At 61.0% G+C, this 21,262-nt stretch carries 22 protein-coding genes; all 22 read left to right on the forward strand.

All coding sequences use genetic code 11. The features are described 5' to 3' along the window. The first annotated feature begins 108 nt into the window (after positions 1 to 108). The 22 genes from ACYZT5_RS11685 to ACYZT5_RS11790 all read left to right on the forward strand — a co-directional run bounded on the left by ACYZT5_RS11685 (position 109) and on the right by ACYZT5_RS11790 (position 21,244). The gene (locus ACYZT5_RS11685) at positions 109 to 1,401 is read left to right on the forward strand and encodes an MFS transporter (RefSeq protein WP_462051238.1); all 1,293 of its coding nucleotides are present in this window, start codon (positions 109 to 111) and stop codon (positions 1,399 to 1,401) included. 30 nt (positions 1,402 to 1,431) lie between these two features. Then, positions 1,432 to 2,658: a CaiB/BaiF CoA transferase family protein gene (locus tag ACYZT5_RS11690; RefSeq protein ID WP_462051239.1), complete on the forward strand. Its 1,227-nt coding sequence runs from the start codon at positions 1,432 to 1,434 to the stop codon at positions 2,656 to 2,658. Next, positions 2,655 to 3,449 (forward strand): methylmalonyl-CoA decarboxylase, encoded by a 795-nt coding sequence (scpB, locus tag ACYZT5_RS11695; RefSeq protein ID WP_462051240.1) that lies wholly within the window; start codon positions 2,655 to 2,657, stop codon positions 3,447 to 3,449. The genes ACYZT5_RS11690 and scpB overlap by 4 nt, the downstream gene beginning before the upstream one ends. Before the next feature lie 513 nt (positions 3,450 to 3,962). Further along, positions 3,963 to 4,799, forward strand: a complete 837-nt coding sequence (locus ACYZT5_RS11700) for an ABC transporter ATP-binding protein (protein ID WP_462052237.1) — start codon at positions 3,963 to 3,965, stop codon at positions 4,797 to 4,799. 39 nt (positions 4,800 to 4,838) lie between these two features. Continuing rightward, positions 4,839 to 5,840 (forward strand): ABC transporter substrate-binding protein, encoded by a 1,002-nt coding sequence (locus tag ACYZT5_RS11705; RefSeq protein WP_462051241.1) that lies wholly within the window; start codon positions 4,839 to 4,841, stop codon positions 5,838 to 5,840. Positions 5,841 to 5,868: 28 nt separating this feature from the next. Then, entirely contained in the window at positions 5,869 to 6,645 is a 777-nt protein-coding gene (locus ACYZT5_RS11710) for an ABC transporter permease (RefSeq protein ID WP_462051242.1), read from the forward strand. After that, positions 6,642 to 7,409: an SDR family oxidoreductase gene (locus tag ACYZT5_RS11715; protein WP_462051243.1), complete on the forward strand. Its 768-nt coding sequence runs from the start codon at positions 6,642 to 6,644 to the stop codon at positions 7,407 to 7,409. The genes ACYZT5_RS11710 and ACYZT5_RS11715 overlap by 4 nt, the downstream gene beginning before the upstream one ends. A 13-nt stretch (positions 7,410 to 7,422) precedes the next feature. Continuing rightward, the gene (locus tag ACYZT5_RS11720) at positions 7,423 to 7,974 is read left to right on the forward strand and encodes a cupin domain-containing protein (protein WP_462051244.1); all 552 of its coding nucleotides are present in this window, start codon (positions 7,423 to 7,425) and stop codon (positions 7,972 to 7,974) included. A gap of 4 nt (positions 7,975 to 7,978) precedes the next feature. Next, positions 7,979 to 8,863: an alpha/beta fold hydrolase gene (locus ACYZT5_RS11725; RefSeq protein WP_462051245.1), complete on the forward strand. Its 885-nt coding sequence runs from the start codon at positions 7,979 to 7,981 to the stop codon at positions 8,861 to 8,863. Further along, the gene (locus ACYZT5_RS11730) at positions 8,860 to 9,696 is read left to right on the forward strand and encodes an IclR family transcriptional regulator (protein WP_462051246.1); all 837 of its coding nucleotides are present in this window, start codon (positions 8,860 to 8,862) and stop codon (positions 9,694 to 9,696) included. The genes ACYZT5_RS11725 and ACYZT5_RS11730 overlap by 4 nt, the downstream gene beginning before the upstream one ends. Before the next feature lies 1 nt (position 9,697). Beyond that, positions 9,698 to 10,495: an SDR family oxidoreductase gene (locus ACYZT5_RS11735; RefSeq protein WP_462051247.1), complete on the forward strand. Its 798-nt coding sequence runs from the start codon at positions 9,698 to 9,700 to the stop codon at positions 10,493 to 10,495. After that, positions 10,488 to 12,170, forward strand: coding sequence for a thiamine pyrophosphate-binding protein (locus ACYZT5_RS11740; protein ID WP_462051248.1), 1,683 nt, complete (start codon positions 10,488 to 10,490; stop codon positions 12,168 to 12,170). Before ACYZT5_RS11735 ends, ACYZT5_RS11740 begins: the two co-directional genes overlap by 8 nt. A gap of 10 nt (positions 12,171 to 12,180) precedes the next feature. Next, positions 12,181 to 12,984 (forward strand): aspartate dehydrogenase, encoded by an 804-nt coding sequence (locus ACYZT5_RS11745; RefSeq protein ID WP_462051249.1) that lies wholly within the window; start codon positions 12,181 to 12,183, stop codon positions 12,982 to 12,984. Positions 12,985 to 12,994: 10 nt separating this feature from the next. Next, positions 12,995 to 14,491: an aldehyde dehydrogenase gene (locus tag ACYZT5_RS11750; RefSeq protein WP_462051250.1), complete on the forward strand. Its 1,497-nt coding sequence runs from the start codon at positions 12,995 to 12,997 to the stop codon at positions 14,489 to 14,491. After that, positions 14,488 to 15,453, forward strand: coding sequence for a VOC family protein (locus tag ACYZT5_RS11755; protein WP_462051251.1), 966 nt, complete (start codon positions 14,488 to 14,490; stop codon positions 15,451 to 15,453). Before ACYZT5_RS11750 ends, ACYZT5_RS11755 begins: the two co-directional genes overlap by 4 nt. A 13-nt stretch (positions 15,454 to 15,466) precedes the next feature. Next, the gene (locus tag ACYZT5_RS11760) at positions 15,467 to 16,609 is read left to right on the forward strand and encodes an FAD-dependent monooxygenase (protein WP_462051252.1); all 1,143 of its coding nucleotides are present in this window, start codon (positions 15,467 to 15,469) and stop codon (positions 16,607 to 16,609) included. 14 nt (positions 16,610 to 16,623) lie between these two features. Beyond that, positions 16,624 to 16,941, forward strand: coding sequence for a hypothetical protein (locus tag ACYZT5_RS11765; RefSeq protein ID WP_461998852.1), 318 nt, complete (start codon positions 16,624 to 16,626; stop codon positions 16,939 to 16,941). Between the two features lies 1 nt (position 16,942). Beyond that, entirely contained in the window at positions 16,943 to 17,170 is a 228-nt protein-coding gene (locus tag ACYZT5_RS11770) for a recombinase-like helix-turn-helix domain-containing protein (protein ID WP_462051253.1), read from the forward strand. A 21-nt stretch (positions 17,171 to 17,191) separates the two neighbouring features. After that, positions 17,192 to 18,226: a Rieske 2Fe-2S domain-containing protein gene (locus tag ACYZT5_RS11775; RefSeq protein WP_462051254.1), complete on the forward strand. Its 1,035-nt coding sequence runs from the start codon at positions 17,192 to 17,194 to the stop codon at positions 18,224 to 18,226. Then, the gene (locus ACYZT5_RS11780) at positions 18,223 to 18,660 is read left to right on the forward strand and encodes a Rid family hydrolase (protein ID WP_462051255.1); all 438 of its coding nucleotides are present in this window, start codon (positions 18,223 to 18,225) and stop codon (positions 18,658 to 18,660) included. Before ACYZT5_RS11775 ends, ACYZT5_RS11780 begins: the two co-directional genes overlap by 4 nt. 3 nt (positions 18,661 to 18,663) lie before the next feature. After that, a complete protein-coding gene (locus ACYZT5_RS11785) occupies positions 18,664 to 19,623 on the forward strand; it encodes a PDR/VanB family oxidoreductase (RefSeq protein ID WP_462051256.1) in 960 nt (319 codons plus the stop codon). 391 nt (positions 19,624 to 20,014) lie between these two features. Next, positions 20,015 to 21,244 (forward strand): hypothetical protein, encoded by a 1,230-nt coding sequence (locus ACYZT5_RS11790; RefSeq protein WP_462051257.1) that lies wholly within the window; start codon positions 20,015 to 20,017, stop codon positions 21,242 to 21,244. The last annotated feature ends 18 nt before the right edge of the window (positions 21,245 to 21,262 follow it).

Raw genomic sequence — 21,262 nt, forward strand, 5'->3', positions numbered from 1 at the left:
ACAAACGAAGCGCTAACGGCCGGCACCGGCAAGCAGCGCTTCTATAGGCCTGATCAAGGTCAATGGGAGATCTCAATGTCTAGCGTGTTAACAGCCTCAGCAACGGGCGTGAAGCCCATCAAAACGCCCCTGACCCGCGAGCAGATTCGCGGCTTCTGGACGGTCTACGTGGGATGGGTTCTGGATGGTGTGGATTCGGTGATCTTCGCACTGGTTTTGATTCCTGCCCTGACCGAACTGCTGCCCGCCTCGGGCATTGAGCCCACCGCCACCAACATCGCCATGTACGGTTCGATAACGTTCGGGTTGTTTCTGATCGGCTGGGGCCTGTCGTTTATCTGGGGGCCGCTCGCCGACCGCTTTGGCCGGGTGAAGATGTTGGCCGCCAGCATTCTGGTCTACTCGCTGTTTACCGGCGCGGCGGCGTTCTCGGAGAACATCTGGCAATTGGCGGCGTTCCGGCTGATCGCCGGGATTGGCGTCGGTGGCGAGTGGGCACTCGCCGGCACCTATGTCGCCGAGAGCTGGCCAGAAGACCGGCGCAAGATGGGCGCGGGGTATCTGCAAACCGGCTACTACTTTGGCTTCTTCATTGCCGCGCTGCTGAACTACACCGTCGGCGCAACCTATGGCTGGCGCGTGATGTTTCTCTGCGGCCTGTTCCCGGCGTTCATTGCGATCTATACCGCGCTGAAAGTGAAAGAGCCTGGCCAGGTGCGCAAGCCTGCGCTCAACGTCAAACCGCCCGCGTTGAAGCCTGCAACCCGCGCGTCGTGGTGGGAAATCTTTGCACCAGCCTTTCGGCGCCGCACGCTGACCAGCTCCTTACTGGTCGGCGTCGCCATCGTCGGCTTGTGGGCCGGCTCGGTTTACGAAGCGACGGCCGTCGTCACGCTGGCCACCCAAGCGGGTATCGATCACGTCGGGGCCGTGCACCTCGCCTCCATCGGCGCGGCGGTGCTGTCGCTCAGCACGATTCTGGGTTGCCTCGTGGCGCCCTGGCTGGCCGAACGACTGGGTCGACGGGTTGCGCTGGGGATCTATTTCGCCGGCATGGCGGCATCGATCATTGTCGCGTTCGGCTGGGTGTTCTACATGGACGATGGCCTTCATCTGTTCATGGTGTCGCTGGTGTTCCTCGGCTTCTTCGGCGGCAACTTCGCGATTTTCTCCCTCTGGCTGCCCGAGCAGTATCCGACCCGGATCCGCGCCACGGCCTTCGCCTTCAATGCCTCGGTCGGCCGCTTCATCGGCGCGGGCGTCAACTTCCTGCTGGCCGCTGCGATTCATTGGTACGGCTCGCTGGGCGCGCCCATCGCTTGGACGGCCGCGGCCTTCGTGGCCGGCATTCTGATCCTGCCGTTTGCCGTCGAAACCCGTGATCAAACCTTGCCGCAATAACGCGCGCCTGACCCTTCACTGGAGAACCCTATGCAAGCTTTGCAAGGCGTGAAGATTGTTGATCTGAGCCGCGCACTGTCGGGGCCGTTCTGCACCATGGTGCTGGCGGACCTCGGTGCGGATGTGATCAAGGTCGAGCCCGGCCCGACCGGCGACATGAGCCGCACCTGGGGCCCGTTCGACCGGGGCGTGAGCACTTACTATCTGTCGTGTAACCGCAACAAGCGCGGCCTGTGCATCGACTTTCGCAATCCCCAGGGATTGGCCACGATCCAGCGGTTGATCGATGAGGCCGACGTCGTCATCGAGAACTTCAAACCCGGCACCCTGGAGAGTATGGGGCTCGGTTATGACGTGCTCAGGGCCCGCAATCCGCGACTGATCATGGGCAGCATCAACGCCTTTGGCACCGACGGGCCGATGAGCAGTTGGCCGGGCTTCGACCAGATTGCACAGGGTTATTCGGGGCTGATGAGCCTGACCGGTTTCGTCGATGGCGACCCGACGCGTACCGGCACCGCCATCGGCGATTTGACCTCGGGCATGTGGCTGGTGACGGCCGTGTTGGCGGCCCTGCTGGAGCGCTCGACTACCGGGCAAGGCCAACACGTCAGCACGTCGTTGCTGGCCAGTCTGGTCGGGCTGTTGAGTGTGCACGGTCAACGCTATCTCAGCCTGGGTGATGTGCCGCGCCGTACCGGCAATGCGCATTCGGTGATTGCGCCTTATGGCGTGTTCCAGACGCTGGACGGCCCGCTCAATCTGGCGCCGATCACCTCGGCCATGTGGGGACGTTTGTGTGTGCTGCTCGATTTGCCTGAGTTGCCGGATGACCCGCGATTTGCCACCAACGAAGCGAGAGTCGAACGTCGTGACGAGTTGCGGGAGATGTTGGAAAGCCGATTGAAAACTCGCAGCAAACTCGAATGGACCACGCTGTTCGTCGAGGCAGGATTGCCCGCCGGTCCGATCAACACACTCGACGAAGTGTTCGACGATCCGCAAGTGCTGCACAGCCAACTGACCGAAACACTCACGCACCCGACACTTGGCGCATTGCGTCAGGTCGTGACACCGGTGTTCAGCGCCACCGACGGCGCCGCCAGCCGCCCGCCGCCGCTCCTGGGTGAACACACCATCGAAGTCCTGCGCGAAGCCGGTTTCGATGCCGCATCGATCAACGCACTGCTCGCCGCCAAGGTCGTGTTCCAGGACACCGACGATTCGCCCGAACAATCAACAGGAACCGCCCTATGAACCCAACCTCTTCCGCCACCGTGACCGTCAACCGGGTCGATGAACGCATCGCGCGGGTGGTCTTCAGCAACCCCACCCACCGCAACGCCCTCAGCGCGCAGTTGCTGGCATCCCTAGACGAAAGCCTCGCCGCCCTCGCCTCACAACGCATCCCCGTTGTGATACTTGGCAGCGAAGTGGGCCAACCGGTATGGAGCGCCGGCCATGACATTCGCGAACTGCAACATGACCGCGACCCCATTGCCTACGGCAAACCCCTCGAACAGGTATTGCGCCGCATCCGCGCCTACCCCGGCGTGGTGATCGCCCAAGTCTGCGGCTCGGTGTGGGGCGGCGCGGTCGACCTGGTAATGAGCTGCGACCTGGTCGTTGCCGATCGCAGTGCAAGCTTCGCAATGACCCCGGCCAACATCGGCTTGCCCTACACCACCAGCGGGTTGCTGCGGTTCTTCAACAATTTGCCAATTCACGTGTTGAAGGAAATGTTCTTCACCGCGCAGAAGCTCGATGCCGAACGCGCTGAAAGGTTTGGTTTGGTGAACAGGCTGGTCGACAGCGACGCGCTGGAATCGACTGCGCTCGACATGGCCCAAGGCATCGCCGCCAAAGCACCGCTGGCCATTGCGGCGGTGAAGGAACAATTGCGAATTCTGGAAGACCTGCAACCGATGCCCGTTCAGGCGATGGAGCAGATTGCGGAACTGCGGCGACAGGCCTGCGAAAGCGCCGATTTCACTGAAGGGCTGGCGGCCTTCACCGAGCGTCGGCCGGCGGTGTTTAGCGGTAAATAGCACAGCAGATCCGATCTGAAATTTTCACCGTTTGTGCTGCCCAAGCCACACTCCTGTAGGAGCGGGATTGCTCGCGATGAGGCCATCACATTCAACATCCCTACTGACTGAGCCACCGCCTTCGCGAGCAAGCTCTGCTCCTACAGGAGCGGGATTGCTCGCGATGAGGCCCGAACGAAAAACACTAATCCCGACCCAAAATACAAAAAGCCGCCCCCTCGTTTCATATGTAAAACAAAAGCCCTGTTTTTGCCCCCTCCGCGTTACCCCAACAACCCCTTCTTTCTCGCCGTTTCCCATGGCACGCACATTCAATGTGCAATTTCGTGCCATACAGGAAACCTTGTTTCGTATATGAAACACGCCAAAAACCTTAAAAAACTCGCAACTCATTAATAAACAAAGCTTTTTAAACAAAAAATCAACCTGGCATTGGGGTGGCATTGTTCATGCACTAAACACCGTATCACCTATAAAACAGACCAGAGACCCTTCCCAATGGCTGTGAACGAGATGTACGCCATCGCCCCTCAATGGAATAAACCCGCTCCCAAGGAAGATCTGGAGCCCATCGAAATTGAATTTCGCAATGTCGGCAAATGTTTCCCGGCCAAAGGAAAATCCGAAGCGCCGTTTGCCATTCGCGACGTTAATTTCAAGATTCGCCGTGGTGAAGTGGTGTCGATCATCGGCCCTTCCGGCTGCGGCAAAAGCACCATCCTCAACATGGGCTCCGGCCTGTATCGACCTTCCGAAGGCGAAGTGTTCGTCGGCGGTGAAGCGGTCACAGGTCCGGTTCGCCAAGTCGCTTTCATGCTGCAAAAAGATTTGCTGATGCCATGGCGCAGCATTCGCCGCAATGTCGAACTGGGCCTGGAAATTCAAGGTGTACCTGCCGCCAAGCGTCAGGCCGTGGCCAAAGATCTGCTTGATCGTTGCCACCTGCAAGGCTTTGCCGACCACTACCCGTTCCAGCTGTCGGGCGGCATGCGTCAGCGTGCAGCCCTGGCTCGCACCCTGGCCATCGACCCGCAAGTGCTGTTCCTCGACGAGCCGTTCTCGGCCCTGGATGCGCAGACCAAGATGATCCTGCAGCAGGACATGGCCCGGATGCTGTTCGATGAAAAGAAAACCGCCCTGTTCATTACCCATGACCTGATCGAAGCCATCGCCATGTCCGACCGGCTGCTGGTCATGAGTGCCCGCCCGGGCACCATCATCGAAGAAATCACTGTCGACCTGCCGTTTCGCGACAACCCGCTGGAGCGCCGCAAGCTGCCGGAGATCGGCCCGCTGGCCGGTCGCCTGATGGAGTTGCTGAAAGTCGGCGAAGACACCGAACTGCATTGATCAACGCCCTTGCGGCCATCAACCGATTCAGGAGTACGCATGTTCAAGTCACTGTTTCAACGCTTCAGCCAGGCCACCGGCATTGCGCTCGGCCTGGGCATGGCCTTCGCCGCGCAGGCGCAGCCAACCGACGTGACCTACTTGTTGCCGGCGCCGCCGAACTCGCCGGCGTTCGCCCCGTGGATCATCGCTCAGGAAAAGGGTTACTACGCCGCCCAGAACCTGAACATGACCTTCATCGCGGCCAAGGGCGGTGTGGACGTGGCGAAACAGATCGGTGCCGGTAACGCCATGCTCGGCGGTGCCTTGGGCGATACCCCGATTGTGGTGCGGGCCAACGGTATTCCGGTGCGCGCCGTCGCCGTGCTGGGCGCGGGTGGCGTGACCATGATTGCCACCAATGCCGCGGAAAATATCAACTCGATCACTGACCTCAAGGGCAAGACCATGACGGTGATGTCCTACTCGGATACCACCTACTACGCCTTGCTCGCCTCCCTTCGCAAAGCCGGCCTGAGCAAAACCGACGTGAATATCCAGGCGGCCGGTCCGTCGGGCGTCTGGCAGTTGTTCTCGGCTGACAAAGCCCAGGCGATGGCGGGCGTACCGGACTGGGTGGTCAACGCCGAAGAAGCCGGGGTGAAGATCAAGCTGATTCCGCAATCGCAGATTTTCGAGAGCATGGCCCAGGCGATCCTCGCTTCGGACGACGCCATCAAGACGCACCCGGAGATTGTTCGCGGCGTGGTCCAGGCCACCCTGCAAGGCATGCACGACATCATTCAGGACCCGCGCGCCGCGGCGGTCACCTTCGCCAAAGCGGTCCCCGCCTACGCCGGCAAGGAAGATTCGCTGGAGAAGGTTTTCAAGCTTTACGTCGAACACGTCTACGCCAATCAAACCGTACTGGGCCGCATCGATCCCGACCGGCTGGAAGCCGTCCGCAAGTTCTATGTCAGCGAAGGCATCGTCACCCAGGAACCGAAGCTCGACGACCTGTACACCAACCAGTTCATCGACACCCAAACAGCTGCGCAATAACGGCGAGTGACAACAAGGTAACGACACGATGAAAAACCTCAATAACTCCATGCTCGGCAGCGTTGCACTGCTGATCCTGTTCCTGGTGCTCTGGCAATGGGGCCCGGGACTGCTCGGCATGCCAGAGTTCGTCATGCCGCACCTGAGCCGTGTGGCCCAGGAAAGTATGGTGATGTGGCAAACCGGCGGCCTGCTGCAACATACCCTGATTACAGCATTCGAGATCATTGTCGGCTTCGGCCTGGGCGCTCTGCTCGGCGTGGCGATCGGTGTTTCGCTCGGGCTCTCGCCCGCCGCTGAAGCCATGCTGTCGCCTTACATTCTGGCCCTGCAAATCGCCCCGAAAGTCGCCTTCGCCCCGCTGTTCGTGATGTGGCTGGGCTACACCATCTACCCGAAGATCCTGATCGCCATCCTGATTGTGTTCTTCCCGGTGATGATCAACGTGCTGTCGGCTATCCGCACCGTTGACCCGGACATGATCAACCTCGTGCGGACGATGAACGCCAGTCGCTGGCAGATCTTCCGCCTGGTGGAGTTCCCCTCGGCCATGGCTGCGCTGTTCTCGGGCTTGCGCATTGCCTCGACCCTGGCCGTGATCGGCGTCACGGTTGGTGAGCTGGTCGGCGGTAACCAGGGCCTGGGCTTCCTGCTGGTCGATGCCGAAGGTCAGGGCAACACCGCGGGCGTATTCGTCGCCATTGTCATGCTCACGCTGATCGGGGTGCTCTCCTACGGCGCGGTGGTCTGGGCCGAGAAACGCGTTCTGCATTACATGCCCAAAGCCATGCTGAGTACTCAATGATGACGGCCCTCAATCGTTTGCTTGAAGGCCGCCGGATCCTGGTCACCGGGGGTGCCCGCGGATTGGGTTATGCGTTTGCCCAGGCCATCGGCCGCGCCGGTGCCCACGTGGTGATCGCCGACATTCTTGCCGAACGCGTCCAGCAATCGGCCACTGAACTGGTCGCCGAAGGCCTGACCGTGCATGGCGTGACGGTTGATCTTGCACAACCCGATTCGATCGATGCCTGCGTGGCTGAAACCACCCGATTGCTCGGTGGGCTCGACGGTCTGGTGAACAACGCGTCAATCACCAATTCCGGCGGCAAGACGTGCGAAGAACTGAGCCTCGATACCTGGGATCAGGTCATGCAAGTCAACGTGCGCGGCACCTGGCTGATGACCAAAGCGTGTCTGCCGGCCCTGCGCGCCAGTGGTCATGGCGCCATCGTCAACCTGGCGTCCGACACGCCGCTGTGGGGTGCGCCCAACCTGCTGGCCTATGTCGCCAGCAAAGGCGCAATCATTGCGATGACCCGCAGCCTGGCCCGCGAACTGGGCACCGACAACATCACGGTCAACGCCATCGCGCCTGGCCTGGTGCTGGTCGAAGCCACCGCCTACGTGCCCGAAGCACGTCACCGTTTGTACAACGACCACCGGGCCATCCAACGCCCGCAACTTCCCGAAGACGTCAGCGGCGCCGTGCTGTTCGCGCTGTCCGACCTCGCCCGTTTCATCACTGGACAAACCTTGCCGGTCAACGGCGGGTTCGTCATGCCTTGATCAGGAGACAGCCATGACCGATCTATCCGCACACTCTTCTTCACAACAAGCAACCCCGAAAAGCTGGGAACAACCGGCCGGCAGCGATCTGGAAAGCTGGATGAAAACCCGCATCGCCCGCTACGACACGCGCAAGTACGACTGGAACGCGCTGAAGTTCCAGGCCGATTACGACCCGAAATTCCGTCGTGCGCAAATGCGCTACATCGGCACCGGCGGCACGGGCGTGAGTACCGACATGAACACCATCCCGTCGGAGAACTTCACGTTCTCCACCATGGTGATTCCGGCCGGTCACGAGGGCCCGCCGCACCTGCACACCGATGTTGAAGAAGTGTTCTTTGTGCTGCGCGGCAAACTCAAAGTGGTGATCGAGAAGGACGGTGAGCGTTTCGAAACCATCCTCACCGACCGCGACGTGATTTCCGTACCGCCCGGCGTGTACCGCGAAGAGATCAACATCGGCGATGAAGACGCGCTGATGTGCGTGATGCTCGGCGCGAAAAAACCGCTGACTCCGACCTACCCGCCAGAACACCCCCTGGCCTCGATCAAGCGCGGATAAGCCCATGTCGTACGCCATCGATAATCTCGTCCCGCCGCTCACGGCTGACCTCCAGGCACAACTGGCCCTGAACTTTCCAGTGCGCACGCTGGAGATCGCAGGCGGTCGCCAGGCCTTTCGCGAATGCGGCGCCGGGCCGGCCATTGTGTTGTTGCACGGGATCGGCTCGGGCTCGGCGTCGTGGTTAGAGGTGGCGCAGGAGCTTGGGCAGAGCGCCCGGGTGATTGCCTGGGACGCTCCCGGCTACGGTGATTCCACGCCGCTGAGATCGCTGGCCCCCGACGCTTCGGACTACGCCGAACGACTGCTGCAGATGCTCGACGCTCTGGGTATCCAGCGCTGTGTGCTGGTGGGTCATTCCCTGGGCGCGATGACGGCCACAGCGTTCGCCAGCGGCGTGCAGCAACAACGGATCAGCCGGCTGGTCTTGATCAGCCCTGCCCAAGGCTATGGCCATCCATCACGCGCCTTGCAGCGTCAGGAAGTGCGCAACAAACGCCTGCGTGCCCTGGAACAACAGAGCATTCAGCAGATGGCCGAGCAACGCAGTCCCTACATGCTTTCACCCGCCGCCAGCCCGAAAGCACAGGCCTGGGTGCAGTGGAACATGGCGCGGCTCAATCCCGATGGCTATCGCCAGGCCATTGAACTGCTGTGCAGCGATGACCTGCTGCGGCACCCACCGCTGTCGATGCCTTGCGAAGTGCATTGCGGCGAAGCCGACAGCATCACGGCTCCCGAAAGCTGCCTGACCCTGGCCAAGGCGTTGGGCGCCACGTTCAACCTGATTGCCGATGCCGGGCATGCCAGCCCTATCGAACAACCTTATGTCGTGGCGGGCCGTCTGGCCTTTGCCATTAAAGAATCCCTGACAGGTGCATCTCTATGAACGATTCAGATCTGCTGAAGGACGCTCAGGACAAATACATCGTGCCGGGCCTGGAACGCGGCCTGCTGCTGCTCTGCGAATTCAGCCGGCGCAATCGCACGCTGACCGCGCCGGAACTGGCACGGCGTCTGGCGCTGCCGCGCTCAACCATATTTCGTCTGCTGACGACCCTGGAAACCATGGGCTTCGTCACCCGCAGCGGCAATGAATACCGCCTGGGCATGTCGGTGCTGCGCCTGGGCTTTGAATACCTGGCTTCGCTGGAGCTGACCGAACTGGGCCAGCCGCTGTTGGCGCGTTTGTGCGACCGCCTCAACTACCCGAGCAACCTGGTGGTGCGCGATGGTCGTTCGATTGTTTACGTGGCCAAGGTCTCGCCGCCGTCAGTGTTCTCCAGCGCGGTCAACGTCGGCACTCGCCTGCCCGCCCACGCCACGGTCCTGGGGCGAATTCTGCTCGAAGACCTGTCGCTGGCAGAGTTGCGTGAGCTGTACCCGGAAGAACACCTGGAGCAGTTCTCCGAGTGCACGCCGAAAACCGTGATGGAACTGTTCGACCTGGTTCAAGCCGACCGCCAGCGCGGTTTCGTCAGCAGCGAAGGGTTCTTTGAGTCAACGATCTCAACCGTCGCCGCCCCGGTGCGCGATGAGACGAGCAGGATCGTCGCCGCTCTGGGCGTCACGATCCCGACCGCACAGATCGCCCACGTCAACTTCAACGAGTTGCTGCTGCAAGTGCGCCGCAGTGCCGACGAACTGTCGCGGCTGCTCAACTACAACAGCGCTACTGCCCATGACGGTCAGCACCGCGTCACTGCGTTGATGAGGGATTGAAATGAGCCTTTATCAACTGCAAGACAGCACAGCGATTGTCACCGGAGGCTCCTCGGGCATTGGCCTGGCCTGCGTCGAATTGTTGCTCGAAGCCGGCGCGGCCGTGGCCTTTTGCGGCCGGGACGAAAACCGGTTGCGCAGCGCCGAAGCCGAGTTGCGTCAACGCTTCCCCGAAGCACGACTGCTCGCCCATGTTTGCAACGTGCTCGATGCGGACTCGGTCAAGGCGTTTGCCGCGGCTAGTCTGGCCGCATTGGGCCCGGCCAGCGTGCTGATCAACAACGCCGGGCAAGGTCGGGTGTCGACCTTCGCCGACACCACCGACAGTGCCTGGACCGAAGAGTTGAACCTGAAGTTCTTCTCGGTGATCAACCCGGTCCACGCCTTCATGGCACAGCTGCAACGCCAGCCGAACGCGGCCATCGTCTGCGTCAACTCGCTGCTGGCCAGCCAGCCGGAACCGCACATGGTCGCCACCTCGGCCGCTCGCGCCGGGGTCATGAACCTGGTGCGCTCGATGGCCACCGAATTTGCAGGTCAAGGCATTCGGGTCAACGGCATCCTCATTGGCCTGGTTGAATCCGGGCAATGGCGCCGACGTTTCGATGCCCGCGAAGAGCGGGATCTGGACTGGACCCAATGGACCGCCCAGCTGGCGCAACACAAACACATTCCCTTAGGGCGCCTGGGCCTGCCGATTGAAGCGGCCCGCGCGATCCTGTTTCTGGCCTCGCCTCTGTCGGCTTACACCACAGGCAGCCATATCGATGTTTCTGGAGGCCTGTCCCGCCATGCGTAATGAAAATACTGTCACCGTTGGCGCTGCCATCACCGCATTTCTCGAGCAGTGCGACGTCAAGGCCGCGTTCGGCGTGATCTCGATCCACAACATGCCGATCCTCGATGCCTTCGCCGTTCGCGGAAACATCCGCTTCGTCATGGCTCGCGGTGAAGCCGGCGCCACCAACATGGCCGACGCTTATGCCCGCACCACCGGCGGCCTCGGTGTCTGCCTGACGTCCACTGGCACCGCCGCCGGTAACGCCGCCGGCGCCTTGGTCGAAGCGTTGACTGCCGGCACTCCGCTGCTGCACATCACCGGGCAGATCGAAACGCCTTATCTGGATCAAGAGTTCGCTTATATCCATGAAGCTCGCGACCAACTGACCATGCTCAAGGCCGTGTCGAAGGCTGCGTTCCGTGTGCGCAGCGTCGAAACCGCGCTCAGCACAATGAAGCTGGCCGTGCAGACTGCCCTGACCGCCCCCACCGGGCCGGTCAGCGTAGAGATCCCGATCGACATCCAGTCGACCTTCATCCCGATGCCCACCGACCTGTCACCGCTGCCGATTCCGGTTGCCGTGCCTGCGCCTGAAGCGCTGGACCTGGTGGCCGAGCGTCTGGCCACCGCCACCCGTCCACTGTTGTGGCTCGGCGGCGGCGCACGGCATGCCGGGCCTCAAGTCAAACGCCTGCTGGACATGGGCGTCGGCGTGATCACCTCGACTCAGGGTCGCGGCGTGGTCAACGAAGATGACGAGCGTTGCCTCGGCGCGTTCTCGCAAAACAAACTCGTCGAGCAGTTCCTGCAAAGCTGCGATGCCTTGCTGATCGCAGGCTCGCGTCTGCGCAGCAACGAAACCTTCAAGTACGCGTTGAAATTGCCACGCAACACCTTGCGTATCGATGCCAACCCGGCCATCGAAGGGCGCAGCTATAACAGCGAACTGTTCATCTGTGGCGATTCGGCGCTGGCCCTTGAAGGTCTGGCGGATCGCCTGGAAGGTCGCCTGCAGATCGACCCGACATTCCTCGCCGAACTCAAGGATGTCCGCGAAAAATCCCGCACCCAATTGATCGCCGACCTCGGCCCGTATTCGGCCATGGTCGAACAGCTACAAGCGATCACCGGGCGCAATTTCTCCTGGGTGCGCGACGTCACGCTGTCCAACAGCATCTGGGGCAACCGCCTGCTGACCCTGTTCCACCCTCGCGCCGGCGTGCATGCACTCGGAGGCGGCATTGGCCAGGGCCTGTCGATGGGGATCGGTGCTGCCGTGGCCGCGGCTGAAACGGCGCCTGAGCGCAAGGTCTTCGCCCTGGCCGGTGACGGCGGTTTCATCCTCAACCTCGGCGAACTGGCGACGCTGGTGCAAGAAAAAGCCAACGTGGTGATTCTGCTGATGAACGACCAACGTTACGGCGTGATCCGCAACATTCAGGACGCGGTGTATGGCAGCCGTCACTGCTACGTCGACCTGCACACGCCGGATTACTCCAAGCTGGCGCAATCCCTGAACCTGCGCCACGGCCTGGTCACCGACCTGAAGGATTTCGGCCGCGTGGTCGACGGCGCGTTGGCTCAACCCGGCCCGTTCCTGCTGGAAGTCGACATGCTCGCCGTCGGCAGCTTCGCCACCCAGTTCGCCGGTCCGCCCAACAGCGAAACCAAAGCGCAAAAAGCCACGGCCTGAGGACTTCGTCATGCTGCATATCACCATGATCGGCTGCGGCGCCATTGGCGTCGGCGTGCTCGAACTGCTGGAGAAGGACCCGCAGCTGTGCGTTGACTACGTCATCGCTTCGGCCGGGTCTGAAGAGCTTGTCCGTCAAAGGCTGGCCAGCTTCAAGCAACCGCCGCAGGTGCTGACCGCGTTGCCGGCCGATGCCCGTCCCGACCTGTTGGTCGAGTGCGCCGGCCACCGCGCCATCGAAGAACATGTGTTGCCCGCGCTGGAGCGTGGCATTGCCTGCCTGATCGTCTCGGTCGGCGCGCTGTCCGAAGTCGGCCTGGTTGAACGCCTGGAAGCAGCGGCCGAACGCGGCCAGACCCGCATCGAATTGCTGCCCGGCGCCATCGGCGGTATCGACGCCCTGTCGGCAGCCAAAGTCGGTGGGCTGGATTCGGTCAATTACACCGGTCGCAAACCGGCTAAAGCCTGGAAAAACACCCCTGCTGAACAGGCCTGCGACCTGGACAGCATTACCGAAGCAACGGTGATTTTTGAAGGCAGCGCTCGCGAAGCGGCACGGCTCTATCCAAAAAACGCCAACGTCGCGGCGACCTTGTCGCTGGCCGGGCTCGGCCTGGATCGCACCCACGTGACACTGATCGCCGACCCGCTGAGCGAGGAGAACGTCCATCACTTCGAAGCGCGCGGTGCATTCGGCGGTTTCGAACTGAGCTTGCGTGGCAAGCCGCTGCTGGCCAACCCGAAGACCTCGGCGCTGACCGTTTATAGCGTCGTCCGCGCCTTGGGCAACCACGCCCACGCGATTTCGATTTAGGGGACCGCCAATGACTCTAGAACAGACTTTACCGATCTGCATTGCCGGCGACTGGCGCCTCGGTCGCGGCGAGCGTTATGCCACGTGCTACCCCGCCACGGGCGAAACCGTCGCCTGGCTGAATGCCGCCAGTGTCGAAGACGTGGAAGACGCCGTGCAAGGCGCCCACCAAGCGTTTTTGCACAGCGGCTGGGCGCAGCGCAAACCTCATGAACGGGCCAGCGTGCTGTACCGCATCGCCGAGCTGATCCGTGAGCGCAGCGAAGAACTGGCGCAATTGCAGCGTCAGGACAACGGCAAACCGATCAACGAAACCCGTGCCCTGGTGGCCAGCGCCGCCGGCACGTTTCAGTTTTTCGCCGCGGCCTGTGAAACCCTCGAAGAAACCATCACGCCATCGCGCGGTGATTTCGTCAGCATGAGTGTGTACGAGCCAATGGGCGTGATCGCCGCGATCACCCCGTGGAACTCGCCGATTGCCAGCGAAGCGCAGAAAGTCGCTCCGGCACTCGCTGCGGGCAACGCAGTGGTGATCAAACCGGCGGAAATCACGCCGCTGATGGCTTTGCAACTGGCACGCATCTGCGAGGACGCCGGCTTGCCTAAAGGTCTGCTCAGTGTGCTGCCGGGCAAGGGTTCGCTGCTCGGTGATGCGCTGACGCGTCATCCGTTGGTCAAGCGCGTGTCGTTCACGGGTGGCACCAAAACCGGCAAACACATTGCCCACATCGCCGCTGACAAGATGATGCCGGTGTCGCTGGAACTGGGCGGCAAATCGCCGACCATCGTTCTTGATGACGCCGACCTCGACCACGCGGTGGCGGGTGTGCTGTACGGCATCTTCAGCTCTTCGGGCGAAGCCTGCATCGCCGGCTCGCGATTGTTCGTCGCCCGCGCGTTGTATGAGCCGTTCATGTCGCGCCTGGTGGCGGCCGCGGCCGAACTGCGCGTCGGTGATCCGGCCGATGAACGTACCCAAATGGGCCCGTTGATCAGTGCCGGCCACCGCGAGTCGGTGGAGCGTTATGTTGCTCTGGGACTGGCCGAAGGTGGACGCCTGTTGCTCGGTGGCAAGCGTCCGAGCGGCGGCGTGTACGACCAGGGTTATTACTACCCGCCGACCATCCTCGAAGGTTTGAACAACAGCCAACAGGTCTGTCAGGAAGAGATCTTCGGCCCCGTTCTGGTCGCCATGCCCTTCGATGACGAAGCGCAATTGCTCGAGCAGGCCAACGACAGCCTGTACGCGCTCGCCGCCGGCATCTGGACGCGCGATTACAAACGCGCCTGGGCGCTGGGTCGAAAAATTCAGGCCGGTACGGTGTGGATCAACACCTACAAACAGTTCTCGATTTCCACACCGTTCGGCGGCTGGCGCGACAGCGGTCTGGGCCGTGAAAAAGGTCGCCTCGGCATCCTGCAGTACATGGAACAGAAAAGCCTTTATTGGGGCATGAATGAACAGCCATTGGCCTGGGCCGGTGTGCAACGAGAGGTTGGGTTATGAGCGTTTTAGGCATTGATGAAGTCACCTACGGCGTCGAGGACCTCGACACCAGCGTGCGTTTTTTCAGCGACTGGGGCCTGACGAAAGTCAGCGAGCAGCCTGACGAAGTGATCTTCGAAACCCTCAACGGTTGCCGCGTGGTGCTCGCCGACATCAACAAGGCGGGTTTGCCGCCCGCCATCGAGGCCGGTTCGACCGTGCGCGAAGTGGTCTGGGGCGTCGAAAGCGACGCTGACTTGAGGCTTTATAGCGAACGAATCGCCAACGATCCGGGCTTCATCGAAGCTGATGGGCGCATCGGTTGCACCGATCCCAACGGCTTGGCGATCCGCCTGCAAGTGACCCGCAAGCGAGAACTGGTGATCGAGTGCAGCGGCCATAACACCTGGCAGACCAAAGGCCGGATCAACAAGGCCGCGCCGGTCTACGACCGCGCCACGCCGATCGAAGTCGGCCATGTGGTGTTTTTCGTCAAGGACGTGAACGCCTGCGAAGCCTTCTATCACGAACGTTTCGGCTTCCAGGCCTCTGACCGCTATCCGGATCGCGGGGCGTTCCTGCGCACCGCCGAAGAAGGCGGCCACCACGACCTGTTCATGCTGCAACTGCCCGCCCCTCGTGCCGGCTTGAACCACGTCGCCTTCACCGTGCGCGATGTGCACGAAGTGTTCGGCGGCGGCATGCACATTTCCCGCAGCGGCTGGGCAACGGAAATCGGTCCGGGTCGACATCCGGTGTCGTCGGCGTTCTTCTGGTACTTCAAAAACCCGGCCGGCGCGCTGGTCGAGTACTACGCCGACGAAGACCAACTGACCGGCGAATGGGAACCGCGCACCTTCGAACCCGGCCCGACGGTCTTCGCCGAATGGGCCATCGCCGGCGGCATCGATGGCAATACCCGACGCCAGCAACATGTCGAAGCGCCGCAAGGCAAGTTCCTCACCGACAAACCGAAACCCTGAGCAGGAGTCGTCCATGTCTTCGCTGAATATCGCTATTGCTGGTGCCGGAATCGGTGGCCTGACCGCCGCCATCGCCCTGCTTCGCGCAGGCCATAACGTCACCGTATTCGAACAGTCGAAAGCCTTTTTGCGGGTCGGTGCCGATATCAACCTGACACCTAATGCCGTACGTGCTCTGGATGGTCTTGGGGTAGGCGCTGCCGTGCGCATCCCTGCCGCGCGTCCAACGCACCGGATCAGCCGTTTATGGGACAGCGGCGAGGAAACCTCGCGCCTGGAAATGTCCGATGCCGCCGAACAGAAATACGGTGCACCGCAACTGACCATTCACCGCGCCGATCTGCTTGCCGCGCTGGCAGACGTCTTTCCACAAGAACAGGTGCAGTTCGGCAAACGCGCAGAGCACGTCGTGCAAACCGCCAACGGTATCGAGTTGCGTTTCAAGGATGGCAGTCGCCACGTCACCGATCTGTTGATCGGCGCCGACGGCATCCATTCGGTAGTGCGCAACGCGTTGTTCGGTGATGAGCAACCGCGCTTTACCGGTGTAGTTGCCTACCGCGCGGTCGTACCGGCCGAGAGCGTGGCCCATGTGCCGAACATTCAGGCGTTCACCAAATGGTGGGGACCGACCCCGGAAAGCCAGATTGTGACCTTTCCACTCAATCAGGGGCGGGACATTTTCATCTTCGCCACCACCGCCCAGGACAGTTGGCATGAAGAGTCCTGGACCAGCGCCGGCGATGCCGACGAGTTGCGCAGTCACTATCAGGACTTCCACCCGGATGCTCGCGCCCTGCTCGATGCGTGCAATGAGGTGCTCAAGACCGCGCTGTACGAACGCGATCCGCTGCCGTTTTGGTCGAAGGGTTCGATGACCCTGCTGGGCGATGCCTGCCATCCAATGATGCCGTTCATGGCGCAAGGCGCCGGCCAGGCGATCGAAGACGCAGTTGTGCTCGCTCGCCATTTGCAAGACCTGACCAGCACCGCGCAGATCGCCGATGCACTGCAGGATTATCAGCAGGCACGGCTGCAACGCACCAGCCAGATCCAGATCGGCTCGCGCGGCAACCAATGGCTCAAGGACGGCGGCAACGCCGACTGGGTTTATGGCTATGACGCCTGGGCTGTACCGATGCCGAACGTGGCTTGAGCAGGGACACGAGCATGAGCGAGACCTTGCTGGTGACCGTGCTGCTCAAGCACGACCAATCAAAGAACCTGGAAGACATTCAGCGGCATATGAAGCAGCAGGACTGGTGGGAACGGTTTCCCCCGCAAGGCGTCGAGGTGGTGTCCTGGACCGTGGCCATGGGCCTGGGCCAGATCGTCACCCTGCGTTTGCCACCAAGTCTGCTGCCGACCCTCAACGTCGAGCTCGAACGCTCGGCCTGGGGTGTGTTCAGCACCGAAGTTTTCCCGACGTATGACTTTATTCCCGTGCGCGAAATGATCCGCGAACGGGTACGTAACGGAGGTCAATGAGATGAGCAATACCGAACCCTACCTGGAGCCGCATCAGGCCCGCAAACGCCCCAACACCCAGTTCGAAGAGTTGCTCGGTGACTCTATCGAGCGCGCCTTTGGCAACGGGGTGACCGAGTTGCCCGACCTGCTCGTGCACCTGAATCTGGCCGGGCCGCCCTGCCCGCTGACCACCGGAGAGTGGACACCAGACGCCTATAAAACCCTGATGGCTCGGCTGGGCGAATGACCCGCCGGAGGACAATAAGAAATGAACATGAATACAACCGTCGATCCAGCTGAAAACCTCTTGGCCAATGGGTTGAAAAACCTTTGGTTCCCGGTCCTGCCCTCCGATCAATTGGGCGAAAAACCGGTATCGATTCGCCGTCTGGGCTACAAGATCGCCCTGTGGCGCGACAATGACGGCAGCGTCCATGCCCTGGAAGATCACTGCCCTCATCGCGGCGCGCCGTTGTCCCAGGGGCCGGTGTTGGGTGACCGTCTGCAATGCCCTTATCACGGCGTCGAAGTGCGCTGCGACGGCACGGTCACCAAAGTCCCCGGCAGCCCCGGTTGCAAGCTCGAAGGCAGCCGCCCGACACGCATGTTCCACACCCGTGAAGCCGCTGGCGCCATCTTTCTGTACAACGCTGCAGATCCGCACGTGGACACTCCGCCGGAGCTGGTCTTGCCGGAGCAACTGACCTCCCCCGAATGGAGCAGCTTCGTCTGCTACACCGAGTGGAAAGGCGATTATCGCTACGTCATCGACAACGTCATGGACCCGATGCACGGCACCTACCTGCACAAGATGTCGCACTCCATGAGCGAAGGCGAAGCCACCGCCAAGTTCGTCACCCGCGACACCGACAACGGTTTCTTCTTCGAGAAAGAAGGCCAGCGCGGGGTGAATTTCGACTGGACCGAGTTCATGGATAACGGCTGCCACTGGCTGCGCCTGGAAATCCCGTATCCGAAAACCGGCGGCCCGGGCGGCAACTTCACCATCATCGGCAGCTACACACCGAGCAGCCGCTCCTTGTCGGCGGTGTTCCACTGGCGATGCCGCCCACTGACCGGCTGGCAGCGCGACACTTGGCGTTTCCTCTACAAGAACCGCCTGGAAGCACGGCACTGGGCGGTGCTGGAACAGGATCGGGTGCTGCTCGAATTCATGGAGCCGGACGCCAACCAGCGGGAAAACCTCTACCAGCATGACCTCGGTGTGGTGCGTCTGCGCCGCTACCTGAAAAACGCGGCCAAGGCCCAACTGGAGCTGATCGACGCGAAGCAGTTGCCATGAACGCAGCCGTGCAACGTGTTCAGGCCGGCTCGTTGATCGAGCCGGCCAGCGCCACCTGGTCGAATGCCTTGCTGATCGGCAATGAAGTGGTGATGTCCGGCATGACCGGCCATCCCGCTACACGCCTGGCCGTTGTGGCTGACGCGCCGCTCGATGCCTACGCCCAGACACTGGTCGTGCTGAACAAAGTCCGGGCGCTGGTTGAAGCGGCAGGTGGGCATGTCGGCAACATTTACCGTTTGACGGTGTATGTCACTGCAATCGCCGACAAGGATGAAGTGGGCCGCGCGCGCCATGACTTCTTCGAAGGTCAGGCGGTTTTCCCGACCTCCACGCTGGTCGAAGTCAGCGCACTGGTGTTTCCCGAACTGCGGGTGGAGATCGAGGCCAGTGCGCGTCTTGATCTCGATTTGCGTACTGTCGAAAAGAGGTGACCGATGTCCCATTCCTCCCCCCTCACCGCTCGAGTGCACACGCTGCGCTATGAAGCCGAAGGCATCATCAGCGTCGAGTTGCGGCCGTTTGGCGACACGGTGTTCGCCCCGTTTGAAGCCGGCTCGCACATCGATCTGCATCTTCCCAACGGACTGGTACGCAGTTATTCACTGCTCAACTCGCCGAGCGATCGAGGCCGTTACGTGATCGGCATCCTGCGTGATCGCAACAGCCGCGGCGGCTCGGAATTTGTGCACGCGCAACTGCGGGTCGGCATGCAACTGCCGATCTCGTCACCGCGCAATAATTTCCAGCTCGACCTCAGCGCCAAACACAGCGTGCTGGTGGCTGGCGGTATCGGTATCACGCCGATCTACTGCATGTTCCGCCAACTGTTGGCGCTGGGAAAATCCGCCGAACTGATCTACTGCGCCCGCTCGCGACAGGAAGCCGCGCTGGTTGAGGAACTCAGCGGCTTGAGTGCCAAAGTCGTCTATCACTTCAACGATGAAAAGGGCATGCCGCCAGACCTGAGCGCCTACCTGGCCGATCAGCCCAGCGATACACACTTCTATTGCTGCGGTCCGACGCCGATGCTCGATGCTTTCGAAAGCACCTGCGAAGGTCTCGGTTACCCCCATGCGCATATCGAGCGTTTCGCGGCGGCCGAACTGCCACCGTCCGAAGATGCCCAGAGCAGCTACAGCGTCGAGCTGAAAAAATCCGGCAAGACGTTGTCGATTGAGCCCGGCTTGAGTTTGCTCGACGTGCTGCTCGATGCCGGCTGTGACATCGAGTACAGCTGTCGCGAAGGCGTGTGCGGTTCGTGCGAAACACGCGTGCTGGAAGGTGATGTCGACCATCGGGACGGCGTGCTGACCAAAGCCGAACGTGCGGCGAATAAATCCATGATGGTGTGTGTATCGGGATGCAAGAGTCGGCGATTGGTACTGGATCTATAACACGGATAGTTGAGTTTCCCAGGTTAAACAGGCCGACAGTGATGTCGGCCTTTTTTATGGGGTGTGACCTACAAAACGCACAGTTAACGTGCAGTTTCGTTACCCCCTGGAGCCCTTGTTTCATGGGCAACACAAACAACTATGTTTCCTATATAAACAATTGTTTTCATTGAACTTTTAAGCATCTAGCAAGCCTTCGGCAGTTGGCATAGTTTCTGCTCAGTAAACATGAGTTCATCTGTCATACGCCGTATTACCCATGAAACAATAAAAACAGAAACGCACTTAATCAAAGCAACACTCGACGTTTATCCGCCAATCGCCACTTTTAAGGCGAACGGAACAGTGTTGCCGGTCACTTGGTAGCGTTCAATTGAGCAGCGGAGTCAACATGAAGCATTACGTTATATGTCTGGGACTGATGATGAGCAGTTGCGTGAGTTTCGCCGGTGAACCCGGTCCCGCTGCACCCGACTCGCCAACGACCGGAAAAAAGCCGTTTCCGCATATCGCCTGGCGCAGTGATGATGGCGAAAGCAGCCTGGACATCGGCGGTGCCTTGCGGACCAACTACCGCGACGAGCATTGGGACACCACCGAAAACAACGGACGTTTTCTCTTCGACACCTTCCGCATCGACGTACAGGCAAAGTACAAAAACCTCTACAGTGACGTCGGCTACTGGTTTCAGGATGACGGCAAACGCTCCATCGACCGCGGCTTCGTCGGTTACCGCCTCAACAGCAATTCAAACCTGCAACTGGGCGCGCCGTTCAAACCATTCGGCCTGGAACCCTACCCGCAATTTGGCTGGAGCTATCACCTGCCCTTCTTCATGGGCTATGGCGTCAGCGCCGGCACTGGCTTGAAGTACAGCTACAAGGATCAGGACTGGGATCTGCAACTCGGGTATTTCCCGCGCATGTTGCCTTCCGACATTCGCTACTCACCGGAAGTCGGGCGTTTCGCCGACCTCAAGGACAATGCGATCCCTTTCACCCAGTCGCGCCAGGACAACGAGAAACACAACCAGATCAACGCCCGGGTCGCGCGGACCTTTATCAATGATGGCTGGAAAACCGAAATCGGCGCATCGGTGGCCGCCGCCCAGTTGTACAACGCCACCACCAAAGACGACGGCGATTACTGGGCCGGCGGTATCCACGCCATCATCAACGCCGGCGCGTGGACCGTCTCCACCCAAGGCATTCGCTACGAGTACGACCCAAAAAACCCTGCCGGTGTCAGCAACGACTCGGTGCTGATGGGCGGCAACGGCCTGACCCCCGCGTACCTGATCGCCTCCAAAGCCACCATTGCCTCGCTGAATGTTAGCTATGACATCCCCACGCCGAAACTGGGGCAGCTAAAGAAGATCAAGCTGTACAACGACTACAGTCGAATGATGAAAGACAAGAGCGGTTGGGACGACTCGCAGATGTACACCGTCGGTGCGCAGTTCCTGGCCATGCCGATCATGGCGTGGGTCGACCTGACCTGGGCGAAAAACGCCAACCCCTATGGCGGTGCGGAAAACGGTACGGGCTTTACCAATACCAGTTCGGTTGGCAGCAATCAGTGGTACTACCGGACCAACGTCAATATCGGGTACTACTTCTGATCCCGTTATCGCCGAACC

Source organism: Pseudomonas sp. LB3P14, assembly GCF_054898045.1.

Coding starts and splice junctions, on each gene's coding strand:
- ACYZT5_RS11690 (WP_462051239.1), top strand. CDS start 1,432: ATGCAAGCTTTGCAAGGCGTGAAGATTGTTGATCTGAGCCGCGCACTG.
- ACYZT5_RS11785 (WP_462051256.1), top strand. CDS start 18,664: ATGTCCCATTCCTCCCCCCTCACCGCTCGAGTGCACACGCTGCGCTAT.
- scpB (WP_462051240.1), top strand. CDS start 2,655: ATGAACCCAACCTCTTCCGCCACCGTGACCGTCAACCGGGTCGATGAA.
- ACYZT5_RS11755 (WP_462051251.1), top strand. CDS start 14,488: ATGAGCGTTTTAGGCATTGATGAAGTCACCTACGGCGTCGAGGACCTC.
- ACYZT5_RS11725 (WP_462051245.1), top strand. CDS start 7,979: ATGTCGTACGCCATCGATAATCTCGTCCCGCCGCTCACGGCTGACCTC.
- ACYZT5_RS11780 (WP_462051255.1), top strand. CDS start 18,223: ATGAACGCAGCCGTGCAACGTGTTCAGGCCGGCTCGTTGATCGAGCCG.
- ACYZT5_RS11715 (WP_462051243.1), top strand. CDS start 6,642: ATGATGACGGCCCTCAATCGTTTGCTTGAAGGCCGCCGGATCCTGGTC.
- ACYZT5_RS11765 (WP_461998852.1), top strand. CDS start 16,624: ATGAGCGAGACCTTGCTGGTGACCGTGCTGCTCAAGCACGACCAATCA.
- ACYZT5_RS11720 (WP_462051244.1), top strand. CDS start 7,423: ATGACCGATCTATCCGCACACTCTTCTTCACAACAAGCAACCCCGAAA.
- ACYZT5_RS11760 (WP_462051252.1), top strand. CDS start 15,467: ATGTCTTCGCTGAATATCGCTATTGCTGGTGCCGGAATCGGTGGCCTG.
- ACYZT5_RS11700 (WP_462052237.1), top strand. CDS start 3,963: ATGTACGCCATCGCCCCTCAATGGAATAAACCCGCTCCCAAGGAAGAT.
- ACYZT5_RS11740 (WP_462051248.1), top strand. CDS start 10,488: ATGCGTAATGAAAATACTGTCACCGTTGGCGCTGCCATCACCGCATTT.
- ACYZT5_RS11790 (WP_462051257.1), top strand. CDS start 20,015: ATGAAGCATTACGTTATATGTCTGGGACTGATGATGAGCAGTTGCGTG.
- ACYZT5_RS11730 (WP_462051246.1), top strand. CDS start 8,860: ATGAACGATTCAGATCTGCTGAAGGACGCTCAGGACAAATACATCGTG.
- ACYZT5_RS11735 (WP_462051247.1), top strand. CDS start 9,698: ATGAGCCTTTATCAACTGCAAGACAGCACAGCGATTGTCACCGGAGGC.
- ACYZT5_RS11710 (WP_462051242.1), top strand. CDS start 5,869: ATGAAAAACCTCAATAACTCCATGCTCGGCAGCGTTGCACTGCTGATC.
- ACYZT5_RS11770 (WP_462051253.1), top strand. CDS start 16,943: ATGAGCAATACCGAACCCTACCTGGAGCCGCATCAGGCCCGCAAACGC.
- ACYZT5_RS11745 (WP_462051249.1), top strand. CDS start 12,181: ATGCTGCATATCACCATGATCGGCTGCGGCGCCATTGGCGTCGGCGTG.
- ACYZT5_RS11750 (WP_462051250.1), top strand. CDS start 12,995: ATGACTCTAGAACAGACTTTACCGATCTGCATTGCCGGCGACTGGCGC.
- ACYZT5_RS11775 (WP_462051254.1), top strand. CDS start 17,192: ATGAACATGAATACAACCGTCGATCCAGCTGAAAACCTCTTGGCCAAT.
- ACYZT5_RS11705 (WP_462051241.1), top strand. CDS start 4,839: ATGTTCAAGTCACTGTTTCAACGCTTCAGCCAGGCCACCGGCATTGCG.